Origin of the sequence: Halioglobus maricola (assembly GCF_009388985.1) — a bacterium.
Taxonomy (GTDB): domain Bacteria; phylum Pseudomonadota; class Gammaproteobacteria; order Pseudomonadales; family Halieaceae; genus Halioglobus; species Halioglobus maricola.
The window spans coordinates 1,245,903-1,259,113 of record NZ_CP036422.1; the positions used below are offsets into that span (position 1 = coordinate 1,245,903).

Annotated in this window: 9 protein-coding genes; all 9 read left to right on the plus strand. The window is 53.3% G+C overall.

Going from position 1 to position 13,211, the window contains the following annotated elements:
* The first annotated feature begins 13 nt into the window (after positions 1–13).
* The 9 genes from EY643_RS05700 (at position 14) to EY643_RS05740 (ending at position 13,208) form a co-directional block, all read left to right on the plus strand.
* Positions 14–2,992: a TonB-dependent receptor gene (locus EY643_RS05700; protein ID WP_152661289.1), complete on the plus strand. Its 2,979-nt coding sequence runs from the start codon at positions 14–16 to the stop codon at positions 2,990–2,992.
* A 122-nt stretch (positions 2,993–3,114) separates the two neighbouring features.
* On the plus strand, positions 3,115–3,876 hold the full coding sequence (locus EY643_RS05705; RefSeq protein WP_152661290.1) for a FadR/GntR family transcriptional regulator: 762 nt from the start codon (positions 3,115–3,117) through the stop codon (positions 3,874–3,876).
* Positions 3,877–4,046: 170 nt separating this feature from the next.
* Positions 4,047–6,335 (plus strand): polysaccharide lyase 6 family protein, encoded by a 2,289-nt coding sequence (locus EY643_RS05710; protein ID WP_240732833.1) that lies wholly within the window; start codon positions 4,047–4,049, stop codon positions 6,333–6,335.
* 27 nt (positions 6,336–6,362) lie between these two features.
* Entirely contained in the window at positions 6,363–6,707 is a 345-nt protein-coding gene (locus tag EY643_RS05715) for a cupin domain-containing protein (RefSeq protein WP_152661291.1), read from the plus strand.
* Positions 6,707–8,008 carry an MFS transporter gene (locus EY643_RS05720; protein ID WP_152661292.1) on the plus strand — a complete coding sequence of 434 codons (1,302 nt, stop codon included), beginning with the start codon at positions 6,707–6,709 and terminating at the stop codon, positions 8,006–8,008. The genes EY643_RS05715 and EY643_RS05720 overlap by 1 nt, the downstream gene beginning before the upstream one ends.
* Positions 8,009–8,080: 72 nt before the next feature.
* A complete protein-coding gene (locus EY643_RS05725; RefSeq protein WP_152661293.1) occupies positions 8,081–8,833 on the plus strand; it encodes an SDR family NAD(P)-dependent oxidoreductase in 753 nt (250 codons plus the stop codon).
* Positions 8,834–8,854: 21 nt separating this feature from the next.
* The gene (locus EY643_RS05730; RefSeq protein ID WP_152661294.1) at positions 8,855–9,781 is read left to right on the plus strand and encodes a sugar kinase; all 927 of its coding nucleotides are present in this window, start codon (positions 8,855–8,857) and stop codon (positions 9,779–9,781) included.
* 10 nt (positions 9,782–9,791) lie between these two features.
* Positions 9,792–12,056: an alginate lyase family protein gene (locus EY643_RS05735; RefSeq protein ID WP_205743160.1), complete on the plus strand. Its 2,265-nt coding sequence runs from the start codon at positions 9,792–9,794 to the stop codon at positions 12,054–12,056.
* Positions 12,057–12,068: 12 nt separating this feature from the next.
* Positions 12,069–13,208 (plus strand): Gfo/Idh/MocA family protein, encoded by a 1,140-nt coding sequence (locus tag EY643_RS05740; protein ID WP_152661295.1) that lies wholly within the window; start codon positions 12,069–12,071, stop codon positions 13,206–13,208.
* Positions 13,209–13,211: the final 3 nt, after the last annotated feature.

Consider the following 13,211-nt stretch of genomic DNA (forward strand, 5'->3'; position numbering starts at 1 on the left):
GGAGAATAGAATAATGCGAGCTAAGACCCACACACACTCAAAAACCCGTAATCTCGCAGCACCTTTTCGTCTGTCACTAGCCGCCGCGCTAGTGTCAACCTTCTCAATGGGCCTTCAAGCCCAGGAATCTGAGGAGCAGGTGCTGGAGGAAGTAGTTGTCACCGGTATTCGTGCATCGCTTGCGAATGCCCTGGATCAGAAGCGCGATTCAGCCAACCTGGTGGAGATCATCCAGGCGGAAGATATCGGTAAGCTGCCTGACCAAAACCTGGCGGAAGTGCTGGAAAACATTCCTGGTGTACAGATTACCCGTACTGCAGGTGTAGGTTCCGGTGTCCAGATTCGTGGTACCAACGCGAACCGTACTGAGATCAATGGCGTTTCCACGTCAGGTTCTGGTACCGGTCGTTCAGGTATCGATTTCGAAGACGTTTCAGCCTCCATTATCGCTGGCATTGAAGTTACCAAGGCTTCAGAAGCCAAGACGATTGAAGGCTCCGTCGGCGGCACGATCAACCTGAAGACAATTCGCCCACTGGACATCGATGAGCCGCTGGTTGCTGCCCGCATCCAGGGTGAGAACAGTTCGCTGGCAGAAGACTCCAACGATCTTCAGCCTCGCATTTCAGGTACCTTCGGCAACAACTGGGATACCGACTATGGCAGCTTCGGCGCTGTAGCCAGCATCAGCTGGGCAGAGCAGGATGTCAGAGCGTTCCGCCCTCGTGCAGACCGCGATAACTATGTGGAAGCCGGTGTTAACCCAAGCTCTGACGAGCACTTCCTCCCGGCACAGTTCTTCGTGCAGGATTACGACAACTACCAGCGTGAAACTACAGTGTTCGCCGGTACCCTGGAGTGGGCGCCTAGCGAAGAGCTGAGTTTCTACTTCGATGCCATGTATAGCGAGCAGGATGAAGAGCAGCTCAGCTCACGCGTACAGACTTCCGGTATCAGTACTCTCAAAGACACTGGCATCGTCACTCAGTTTGAAACTGTAAACTTCGGAAGCCTGGACGGTGAGAATGGCCGTCAGAACCTCGGTAGCATCCCTGCCGCGGTCAAGGGCATTCTGCCTGCGCAAAACGATGACCGTTTTGACCCCAACCTGCGTCTTTCTACCGACACCAACTCTCGCGAGACTGAGAACAGCATCTTCAGCCTCGGCGGTACCTGGGATAAAGACAAGTGGCGGGTAAGTGCAGAGATCTCTACTTCCGAGAACGATACAACTACGCCTAACGTTCTTTCCACATTGAACTTCATCAACCCCAACACAGCGGTGGGTGATAACAATGAGAACGGAACGCCCATTCAGTACGACTTGACTGGCGGTTCGCTGGAGTTTGGCATTGCAGAAGGCGAGGCCAATGCGCCTACCAGGGAGCAGTTGCTTGACCCTGCCAACTATCGCCTGCGTGATTTCAACCAGACTCAGGATGAAGCAGAAAACGGCGAAGATGCTTTCCGCATTGACGCGACCTACTTCTTTGAAGACCTTCCCGTGTTGACGTCTGTTGACGCCGGTTATCGTTTCAACAAGACAACCAGTTTCCAGAATCAAATCCGTTCTAACTACGGTCTGAGAAGCATGGCAGATGCGCCTTCCGGTGATATGTTTGCCTCTGTTCTGGCCGCTGGCCCGGACAACTTCGATGACGCCGACGGTCGCGATCTTTACTTCCCGGATTTCCTGGTACTCGATCCCAAGCAGGCAATTAGCAGCCCGCAGGCAGTGCAGGACGTGTTGAACGCCGCTATCGCTGAGCACCAGGCGAACACCGGCTCGGACAAAGGCGGTATCGATTCGCCGACCTCCAGCACTAGCGGTTTCTTCGATATCGAAGAAGAGACTGACGCCTTCTACCTGCAGGCCAACTTCGAGTGGGGCATGTTCCTGGGTAATGTCGGTGTGCGTTATGTCGATACCGACGTAGAGTCCACTGGTAATACAGTTACAAATGATGAAGTAACCAGGACAACCACCAAGGGCAGCTACGACTTCGTATTGCCGCGCATTAACCTGGTGGCGAACGTGACTGACGACGTGCTGATTCGCGGTGGTTGGGGTGAAGATATTCGCCGCCCTGACTTCGATGATCTCTCAACGTCATTTACTTTTGACACAAGCCCCAACCCTGCTGTCGAACTGGGTAACCCAGGTCTTGAGCCGGAAGAAGTTGAATCCTTTGATATCGCTGCTGAGTGGTACTTTGCCCCTCGCGCTGTTGTGAGCATTGGTTATTTCCACAAGGATCGCACCGGCTTGTTCACTCGTCAGGATACGGACCCGGTTGAAGATGAGAACGGCTTCCGCGATACCACGCCTCCTTGTGAAGCGGGTGGCGTGTTCAACCCGATTGCTGACCCCAACGTATTTGCACCTCCCGGCACCCCTCCCGGTGTCTGTGTGCCAACGTCACAGGTCATCAATGGCGCGGGTGAAACCACTCAGAAAGGTTGGGAACTGGTATTCCAGTACGACCTTGGTGATTTCGAAGACTCACTGGGTTGGGCGTCAGGCTTCGGCGTGATCGCGAACTACACGACTCAGGAGTTTGACGGCAGCGAAGAATACTTCAGTGCCTTCAGTCGTCCGACCACTGTATTTAATGCACTGGGCGCAACCGATACTGTGACCATGGAGATTCCTCTCCTGGACCTGTCAGAAGATGCTTACAACATCACTGCGTACTATGAGAAATACGGTCTCTCTGCCCGGATGCGTTACACCTGGCGTGAAGCGTATCGCTCAGAAGACTTTGGTAGTACTTCCAGCTATCCCTGGGGCTTCCCAGTGGTGCAGGAAGATCGCTCCCAGCTCAATGCCAGTATCAGCTATGAGATCAATGACAACTTTGTCGTAGGTGTTGAGGCAATCAACATCACCGAGGAAGAGGTTGAGCAGAGCTGTGTGAACGAAGGTGCGCTCCTGTGTTATCAGGGCCTGACGGATCGTCGCATCACCTTCGGCCTGAGCTACCGTATGTAATTTGAAGTAACCCCTAGCGGTTGGCGGTTGGCCTCGCGGCTCAGGTTGGTTGGAATCTCCGGTCAATTTGGTCACGAGGCCTTTTTTATGAGCGCTGGATCAGGGTTGGAATCAGTAAGATTATGACTACGAGCAGGTTATACAGTCAGGTAGTGGAGCAGGTCTCTCAACTGATCGAGTCAGGTGAGTATGCGATAGGTAGTCGCCTGCCTCCTGAACGCGAGTTGGCAGAGCGCTTCAGTGTAAGTCGACCGACCGTGCGAGAAGCGATTATAGCTTTGGAGGCAGTGGGCAAGATTGCGGTTCGCTCTGGCTCGGGTATGTACGTGGCTTCGAGCGCAGCAATTACCGGCCCTGGTGCGAATATCAGCCCTTTCGAGTTGATGGAGTCCCGGGTCTTGATCGAGGGTGAAGCGGCAGCGCTCGCGGCCTCGCTAATATCGTCGGACCAGCTTGAGCGTCTTGCGGAGGAGCTTGAGGTGATGGCGCAGGAAAATGCTGTCGAAGGCCTGGGTCGCGATTGTGCCGATCGGAGATTTCACCTCATTATTGCCAGGGCGACTAAAAATCAGATGCTCGAAGGACTGATTGAAAAGTTGTGGGATACCCAGCAGGGACTGGCGCACATTCGTACTGCGCATCAGTCGGTGTGTAAGCCCGATCCTGAGATCCGTCTGAATGAGCACCGGGCAATTTATGACGCACTCGCAGCGCACGATTCGCAGGCGGCGCGAGCAGCGATGCGTCAACACTTTGCTCGATCGATTGAGGCTCTTCACGCGGCGACAGAAGAGGAGGCGGTAGCGGAGGTCAGGCGCCGTTTGTCGCAGACCCGTGAGCGGTTTTCATCCGACCGTATTATCGATTCAGGTGCACACAGATAGCCGCGGGCGGTTAAATTTATTTGTATGACCAATTATATCCAAATGTATTAGCCAATTATATTGACAGTTTTGACTGTCAGAACTAACATTATTGCTACTGTAATACCTCTAAAAAAACAGTAGGTCCTCGCCGATCACTAGTGCGGTGAGGCTATCCAAGGAGCTAGACGTTGTTTGAACACCCTCCCAAGCTGGCAGGTCGTGGTGCCAGCATTAACCTGAGATTGACGTGGTGGCCTGTGTTGGCTGCTCTGTTGAGTATTGTCAGTGCAAGCGCGTTTGCTGAAGAGCGGCTGGTCAGTGATCAGCAGGAGTATCGCGAGGCAGTTGCGAAGCTCGAGCCCGGCGATGTGGTGGTTCTGGCCAACGGTATCTGGGAAGACTTCGAAATCGTGTTTGAGGGCAAGGGCACAGAGTCCCGGCCTATCACCCTTACTGCGCAGGACAAGGGCAAGGTCGTTATATCCGGCCAATCCAACTTGCAGCTGGCGGGGGAGTATCTGGTTGTGTCCGGGCTGGTTTTCAAGAATGGTTACACACCGACCGACGCGGTTATTTCGTTTCGCAAGGGAAAGAGCGCATTCGCTAACCACTCACGCGTCACTGAAACTGTTATTGATGGCTTCAGTAACCCGGAGCGATTTGAGACCGACTACTGGGTTGGAATCTACGGGAAGCACAATCGCTTTGACCACAACCATCTGGAAGGGAAAGGCAATAAAGGTGTACTTCTGGCAGTACGCATGAATACGCCCGAGAGTCAGGAAAACCATCACCGCATCGACCACAATTACTTTGGCCCGCGTTCGACCCTGGGCTCCAATGGCGGCGAGACTTTACGTATTGGCACCAGCCATCACTCACTGACCGATTCCTTTACTAGAGTTGAAAACAACTACTTCGATCGCTGCGATGGTGAAGTGGAGATTATCTCGGTCAAGGCCGGGAAGAATCAGGTGCGCGGCAATGTGTTCTTTGAGTCGCGCGGAACACTCACGCTGCGTCATGGCAACGACAATGTAGTCGAGGACAATATATTCTTTGGCAATGGTGTGGATCACACGGGTGGAATTCGGGTAATTAACAAGCGCCAGACGATTCGCAACAACTACCTGGAAGGCCTTACCGGATATCGGTTTGGTGGCGGTCTGGTAGTTATGAATGGCGTGCCGGACTCTCCTATCAATCGCTACCATCAGGTAGACGGGGCGTTGATTGAAAACAATTCTCTGGTCAATGTAGAGCACATTCAGCTTGCTGCCGGCAGCGATAGTGAGCGCAGTGCAGTACCTATTAATAGCGCCTTCAAAGCTAACCTGATCTACAGTGAAAATGGGCGCGATACGTTTACGCTTTACGATGATGTCAGCGGAATCGAGTTTGCCGGGAACGTCTTGAATGAAGTGAAGGACCCGCAGCTGGCTACTGGGTTTGAGAGTCAGAGCGTCAAGATGAAACGGGGAAAGAATGGCCTCTTGTACCCGACATCAAAGGCTTTGGCCAACGTCGGGGCAAAGCGCGATCTGGCCGTACTGGATAAGAGTGATACTGGTGTTAGCTGGTACCCGAAAAATGACTCTCGTATTCGCTTCCGCACCGGCAAAACCATCGATGTCGAGGCGGCACCGGGGGCGCTGAAAAGTGCTGTTGCTCGTGCTGAAGCCGGCGATGTTCTCCGTCTGGCTGCAGGTGAATATCTGGTCGGAAAATCAATTCTTGTAGACAAACCGGTTTCACTGATTGCTAAAGGCAAGGTGGAAATTGATTTTGAGCGAACCACACTGTTCGAGATCGCCGACGGCGGTAGCCTGGAACTCAGTGGCCTCACTATTTCCGGCGCCAGCGCGCCTGACAATGTTGGCAATTCCGTGATTCGCAGCAGCCGTTACTCAATGCTCGTCAATTACCAGATCAGGATCGAGAATTCGCAATTCATCGACCTTGATGTGAATCGGCACTTCAATATTGTGAATGTGTCCAAGAGCACGATGGCCGATAGCATTACGATCTTAAACTCCAGCTTCAGTGATGTCAGTGGCGCGATTCTCAAGTTGGACAAGGAATACGACGACTTCGGTATCTATAACGCGGAGTACGTAGAGATACGCAACTCCAGCTTTACCAATGTGCAAGGCGCGATCGCTGACCTTTATCGCGGCGGTACTGATGAAAGTACCTTCGGGCCTCACTTTTTGTTGAGCGGCTCTGAAGTTCGTAATGTGGGTAAGGGCAGTAAAAACAAACAAGCTTCTTCTGTTTACTTGCACGGTGTTCAAGTGACGAACATCAGCGATAACAACTTTGTTGATAGTGCACCCATCAAATTGTTCCATACCGTGGGAGAGCCTGTGAGCCGAGTTACAGGCAATACATTCGCAGCTACTCCGCCTCCAGAGGTTCTGGAGTTGAACAGTGATAAAGAAAACACCGCGATGATTGAAGACAACATCGTCAAGTAACGCCGTAACTGAGGCAGGAAACAGAATATGCAGACAGAAGCTTTCCTGATGGGGGCCGAAACGCCTACTGAAGATCTGGGGGAGGGGATTACTCGCCAGATTCTCGGGTTTAATGACCAAATCATGATGGTAAAAGTTTGGTTTGAGGAAGGGAGTGAGGGTTACCTGCACGACCACTTTCACTCGCAGGTGACTTACGTGGCTGCGGGCGAGTTCGATGTCACAGTAGGTGATGAAACAAGAACACTGGTCGAAGGGGATTGCTTCTTTATGCAGCCAAATATCCCTCACGGCGCAGTATGTAAGAAAGCTGGCGTCCTGATCGACGTATTCAGCCCGAAACGGGAAGACTTTCTCGGGGAAGAAAAATAATGAAAATGAAGAACCTCCGCTGGTGGGTGATTGCGCTGATTGCTTTGGCCACCATTATTAACTATATCGACAGGCAATCGCTTAACGTACTGTGGCCCGCCATTTCGGCAGATCTTTATCCGGATAAAACCGAAACTGAACGCAAGGAAATCTACGCGTTTATCTCGGTGGTGTTCGTATTCTCCTATGCGTTTGGCCAGGCCATCTTCGGCAAGATATTTGATTGGGTCGGTACCCGTATAGGCTTCGTGCTGTCCATCGGTATCTGGTCCCTTGCCACCGCCGCGCATGCGTTTGCGCGCGGTATCGTAACTTTCAGTATTTTCCGCGCGATTCTCGGCGTTGCAGAGGCGGGAAACTGGCCAGGTGCGACCAAGGGTAATGCTGAGTGGTTTCCAACCAAGGAACGCGCGCTCGCGCAGGGTATCTTTAATTCGGGAGCGGCTATTGGCGGAATTATTTCGATCCCCCTGATTGCTTTTCTCACAGTTTACTTCAGTTGGAAGGCCATTTTCGTGCTCGTCGGCATAGCCGGTCTGTTGTGGTTGATCCCCTGGCTGGTGCTCGTTAAGGCGCCGCCCAAAGAGCACCCGTGGATTACTGATGAAGAGCGTGAGTACATTCTTTCAGGTCAGCAAAATACTGTCGAAGACGACGACACCAGTCACGGTGACGGATACAATCCGAACACCTCGGAATTACTCTCACGGAAGCAGAGCTGGGGCGTGATCATCGCCTCTGCCGCCATCGATCCTATTTGGTGGCTGTTCGTATTCTGGATTCCTATTTACCTGTCCGAAGTGTACGGCATGGATGTCAAAACCATCGGCATCTACGGTTGGGTTCCCTATGTTGGCGCGATGTTTGGCGCCTGGTTTGGAGGCCTTCTTGCGCAGAATAGACTTAAGGCTGGCTGGACCGTAGATCGCACTCGCAAAGTTGTGATCACCCTGGGTTGTTTCATTATGCTGCCCTCACTGTTGGCAATGGCGGACCCGGGTGAGCCGGTGAATGCAGTGCTGTTGATGGCTGTCATCCTGTTTGGTTTCCAGACAGCGATCGGTAATGTACAGACCCTGCCCAGTGACTTCTTTGGCGGCAAAACAGTCGGCACCCTGGCTGGTCTTGCTGGTATGGCCGCGAAACTGGGCGCAGCGGCACTGACTTCACTTGTGCCCTGGTTGACCTCAGGGGGCAACTATACGCCTGCCTTCGTAATCGGCGCCGGGCTGGCCGTCACCGCCTTGCTCGCCATATGGATTTTGTGTCCGAAAATTGAACCGCTCAGGCCGAAAGCCTGAAAGAACACTGGGCCGACGAGTTGAACACGTCGGGCTTACTGAAAACTAATTTATCAAGAGACGAGAAAGCTTATGAAACACGCGAACAAAGTAGCAGTAGTTACAGGTGGTGCAAGAGATATCGGTAAAGCGGTATCCCTGCAGCTGGCTGCGGAAGGTGCAAAGGTAGTGGTTAACTACTATGGCAGTCAGGAAAAGGCCGAGGAAACTCTGGCTGAAATCAAGGCCGCCGGTGGAGAAGCGATTCTTTACAAGGGCGATATGACTTCTCCCGCTGATGTGGATGGCATGATCGCGGCAACCCAGGAAGCCTTTGGCTCCAATATCGATATTCTGGTGAATGTGGCTGGTGGTATGGTTGCTCGCAAGACCCTCGATGAAATGGATCTGGACTTCTTTAACCATGTTATCCAGCTCAACCTGAATTCGACCTTCCTCGCTACCAAGGCTGTGGTTCCGCATATGCCCGAAGGTAGCTCGATCGTGAATTTTGCCTCACAGGCGGGTCGCGATGGTGGTGGCCCAGGGGCAACGGCCTATGCTACTTCCAAAGGTGCGGTAATGACTTTCACCCGGTCACTGGCCAAAGAATTGGGCCCGAAGAACATTCGGGTGAACTCTCTGTGTTGCGGCATGATCAGCACCTTGTTCCACGATACCTTCAGCAAGCCTGAAGGCCGTCAGGCTGTGGCCGGGAACACCCCACTGCGCCGTGAAGGTAATCCTGCGGAGGTTGCCACTACCGTGAGTTTCCTCGCGTCAGATGAGTCTGGTTTCCTGACCGGTACCAACATCGATGTGAACGGCGGTCTCGCGTTCTCCTGATTGCTGCCTAAGTAAATCGCTATGCGACCGACGATCGGTATGATCGGGGAGTGCATGCTGGAACTCAGCACGCAGTCCCCACAACACTCGGGCAGCTCGCTGCCCATGAATCTCTCCTATGGCGGCGACACGCTGAATTCGGCGGTCTATCTTGCCCGCCAGGGTATCGCTGTCGACTATGTAACGGCTCTGGGGGACGATCCCATGAGTGCGTGGATGGTCGCACAGTGGCGTTCCGAAGGCGTGGGTTGTGATCTTATCGCTACCGAGGCGAACGCAGTGCCCGGCATGTATCTGATTGAGACGGACGAAGGCGGTGAGCGCTCTTTCTACTACTGGCGTGATAATGCGCCGGCGCGTCGCTTGCTGGACGATTCGACAAAGGCGTCCGAGCTTTTAGCGAGTTTGGCAGATCACGCGTATGTCTGTCTTTCAGGTATCACACTTGCCATCTACGATGAGGCTTGTCGCGAGCGTCTTTTTGGTCTGCTCGAGCAGTATCGTAGTGGCGGCGGCAAGGTCATTTTTGACGGTAATTATCGTCCAAAGCTTTGGCCGGATATCGGGGTCACGCGCGAGGCGTACAAACGAATGTACGCCCAAACGGATATTGCCCTCCCTACTATCGAAGACGAACAGCAGATTTTCGGCGACGAGGATCAGGGTCAGGTGCTTCAGAGGCTCCAGTCCTGGGGCGTTGATGAAATCGCCCTCAAAATGGGTGAGCAGGGTTGTCTGGTGGTGGCTGGCGATACAATGGAACTGGTGGCGGCCAATAAAGTAACGGTCGTTGATACCACTTCTGCCGGCGATTCTTTCAATGCTGGTTATCTTGCAGCTCGTATGAAGGGGCACTCCGTCTCTGAAGCTGCGAGTGCAGGCCATGCCCTTGCCTCTGTGGTTATCCAACACCGAGGCGCCATTATTCCAGTGTCGGCTATGCCGTAGTGACCCAACCATGAATATGCTTAAGATTGCTTTACCCGCGCTGATACTTCTCCTGCTCGCGGTATTTTTTCGTCCTACTCCCGGTGAATATCCCAGACTTATCCTGACCGCAGAAGGCGTCGGAGAGATAAGAAACGAGTTTGGTTCCGTACCCTTGTTCGATGCCTCTCTGGCGAAGGTCAAGGAAGATGTCGATGCGGAAATGGCCGTTGGCATCGATGTCCCAGTGCCGAAAGATTTTTCCGGTGGCTACACCCATGAACGGCATAAACGCAATTACCTGATGGCGCTGCAAGCCGGGCAGTTGTACCAGATTCTGGGCGAGGAGCGTTACGCCCAATATGTCCGAGATATGCTGTTTGAATATGAAGCGATGTATAGCGGCCTGCCGCTGCATCCGATGGAACGCTCCTATGCGCGCGGCAAGTTATTCTGGCAATGCCTGAACGAGAGTGTCTGGCTGGTTTACATGGCGCAAGCGTATGACACCATCTACACCTGGTTACCGGCTGCAGATCGCGAGCGCCTGGAGAACAACCTCTTTCGCGTGGTTGCAGACTTTATCTCTGTAGAAAATCCACAGTTCTACAATCGCATTCACAATCACAGTACCTGGGGCAACGCTGCAGTTGGCATGATTGCGCTGGCGATGGACGACGACGAGTTGTTGCAGCGTGCGTTGTACGGCCTTACTGATGACGGCCTTGAACTCGGCGTTAAAGACGATGACGGTGGCTTTATCAAGGTGGCGGGGCAGAAAGCTGGTTTTCTCGCCAATCTTGAAGATCCCTTCTCGCCAGACGGTTACTACACAGAGGGGCCGTACTACCAGCGCTATGCCATGTACCCGTTCCTGGTGTTCGGAATTGCACTACACAATGTAAAGCCTGAGCTTAAAGCGCTTCAATACAAGGAAAACGTACTGCTGAAAGCGGTTGATGCCTTGTTGAGCCTGACCGACTCTGATGGAGAATTTTTCCCTCTGAATGACGCTCAGAAGGGCATGTCCTATCACTCTGCGGAGCTGGTCACGGCGGTTAACATCGCTTACCACTACGGTGGCCAGAACCCACAGTTGCTGAGTGTTGCGGAGGCCCAGGGTCAGGTATTGCTTGACCAGGCCGGGCTGTCAGTTGCCATGGGAATTGCTGCCGGAAAAGCTGAACCGTTTATCAAGACATCGGTCAATCTGTCTGATGGCCCTCAGGGCCAGAAAGGCGGCGTGGCAGTGCTGCGCGCGGGCCGCGAGGATCTGACGGTTGTGTTCAAATATGCCGCACAGGGACTTAGTCATGGCCACTATGACAAGTTGTCTTTTTCCATGTTCGATAAAGGAGAGGAGGTGCTGCAGGATTACGGTCTGGTGCGCTTCGTCAATATCGGCCAGAAAGGCGGCGGCAATTATCTACCGGAGAACGCTTCCTGGGCCAAGCAATCGATCGCACACAATACATTGGTCGTGAATGAAACATCGCACTTCGGTGGCGACTACGAGACCGGTAGCCAACATCATTCGGAGCTCCATTTCTTCGATGCTGGCAATGAAAATATTCAGATCGTAAGCGCCTCGGAGAGCAACGCTTATCCCGGCACACGAAAGTTGCGCACGCTTGCGTTGATCAAGAATGAGAAGTTCAGGGAGCCGTTTTTACTGGATCTGTGGAAAGTCGATGCCGATGTGGAGCAACAGTACGACCTGCCCTACTATTATCTGGGGCAGCTGTTGGAGACCAACTTTGCCTACTCAAATCCGCGTGTACTCGAACCCTTGGGAGAGAGCAGTGGCTACCAGCACCTGTATCTTGAAGCCCAGGGCGAATCTGAAACAGGTAATGCCAAGTTCAGTTGGCTCGGCCCTAATGGTTTCTACTCGCTGACCGCGACGACTGAAGCCGACGACCAGTTGCTTATGGCCAGAGTCGGTGCGAATGACCCTGACTTCAACCTGCGCAGAGACCCTGTGCTTATACTGCGCCGACCGGCGACCGCGGGAACAGTATTTGCCACTATCATTGAGCCTCACGGAAGTTACAGCCCGGTCAGTGAGCTGGCGCTGGAATCGCGCACGGCAGTCGAGCAACTGGCGATCGTTTACGACGACGACAATTACACGGCTATTTCAATTGCCGATATCAATGGCTATTCCTCTCTGTTTGTACTCGCCACCCAGAGTTCCTCTGAGGATGAGCAACACAGCGTAGTAATTGATGGTAAGACGTGGTCCTGGCAGGGGCCCTATCGTTACTTTGAACAAGGCGGTTCAATCCAAAAATAACCAGAGACCCACATGAGCCAGAAACTGAGAGTGTTGGTACACGGAACTGGTTTTGCCGGTCAGGGCCATACCGATGCGTTTCGGTTTGGCGGTGCAGAAGTCGTTGGCATGGTAGGCCGCACGGCCGCTGTGGTCAGCGAAGTTACTGAAAAAATGGGCATACCCTACGGTGGTACTGACTGGCAGCAGGCGCTGATCGACTGTAAGCCGGACATCGTATCCATCGCGACTCCCGGTGGCGCGCACGTGGAGCCGATCAAGCAGGCTATCGCACAGGGCTGCCACGTTTTCTGTGACAAGCCTCTTACCGAGAGTGGCGCTACCGCTAAAGAATTAGCCGACCTGGCTGAGGCGAGCGGTGTAAAGACGGCATTCGCTGCGAGCTTTCGCTATATGCCCGAAGTCTTACACGCAAAAAAGCTGGTTGCTGCGGGTGCTATTGGCGAGCCATTGGAGGTGGAGTGTATTTCGCACTTTAATCTGGAGCGTGACATCCCCTTCGGTTGGTCTCATCGAGCCGAGCATGGTGGCGGCCGCTTGAACAATAATTTCACCCATAAGCTTTCAATTGTGACGTCCGTCGTGGGCGAGAAAATTCTCTCCATCATGGGAGAAGTTCGAGATGATCTTGAGCGGGCGCCCATCGTTGAGGGTGTCCACAACTTCAAAACCCGGCGTGAGCATATCCCTGAAAATCTTGATGACCCGGAGTTGAAGTGGGGCGAATCCAACGTCGAGTGGAGCTATACGGTCCTCGCACAATTGGAAAGCCAGTACGCCGGAAAACCCGTGTCGGTCATGTTCAGGCATGGGGGCCTGCAACCCCGCTTCAACGAAGATCACATTGTCTTTTATGGGAGCGAGGGTGCGATCTATATCAAAGGGCACTATGGAGCGGGCCCGTTGTTTCTCTATGGCAAGGATGGCGAGTGGCGTGAACAGCCGCTGCCAGAAGAGATTTCAGCCGACATCCCCCATATTGAAGGTGATACTGAACGCAACTGGAGCTATCTGATTCGCGAGCTGTTGCAAGACGTTCGGGGTGAGCCCGTAGCGCCTTACCAGACCTTCAGGGAGGGCGCACAGTACCAGCAGTTAATCGACATGATTCGGGAGAACAGAAACTGGGTTGACGTCAGCCGGCTGAACTAGCGA

Coding starts and splice junctions, on each gene's coding strand:
- EY643_RS05700 (WP_152661289.1), top strand. CDS start 14: ATGCGAGCTAAGACCCACACACACTCAAAAACCCGTAATCTCGCAGCA.
- EY643_RS05705 (WP_152661290.1), top strand. CDS start 3,115: ATGACTACGAGCAGGTTATACAGTCAGGTAGTGGAGCAGGTCTCTCAA.
- EY643_RS05715 (WP_152661291.1), top strand. CDS start 6,363: ATGCAGACAGAAGCTTTCCTGATGGGGGCCGAAACGCCTACTGAAGAT.
- EY643_RS05720 (WP_152661292.1), top strand. CDS start 6,707: ATGAAAATGAAGAACCTCCGCTGGTGGGTGATTGCGCTGATTGCTTTG.
- EY643_RS05725 (WP_152661293.1), top strand. CDS start 8,081: ATGAAACACGCGAACAAAGTAGCAGTAGTTACAGGTGGTGCAAGAGAT.
- EY643_RS05730 (WP_152661294.1), top strand. CDS start 8,855: ATGCGACCGACGATCGGTATGATCGGGGAGTGCATGCTGGAACTCAGC.
- EY643_RS05735 (WP_205743160.1), top strand. CDS start 9,792: ATGAATATGCTTAAGATTGCTTTACCCGCGCTGATACTTCTCCTGCTC.
- EY643_RS05740 (WP_152661295.1), top strand. CDS start 12,069: ATGAGCCAGAAACTGAGAGTGTTGGTACACGGAACTGGTTTTGCCGGT.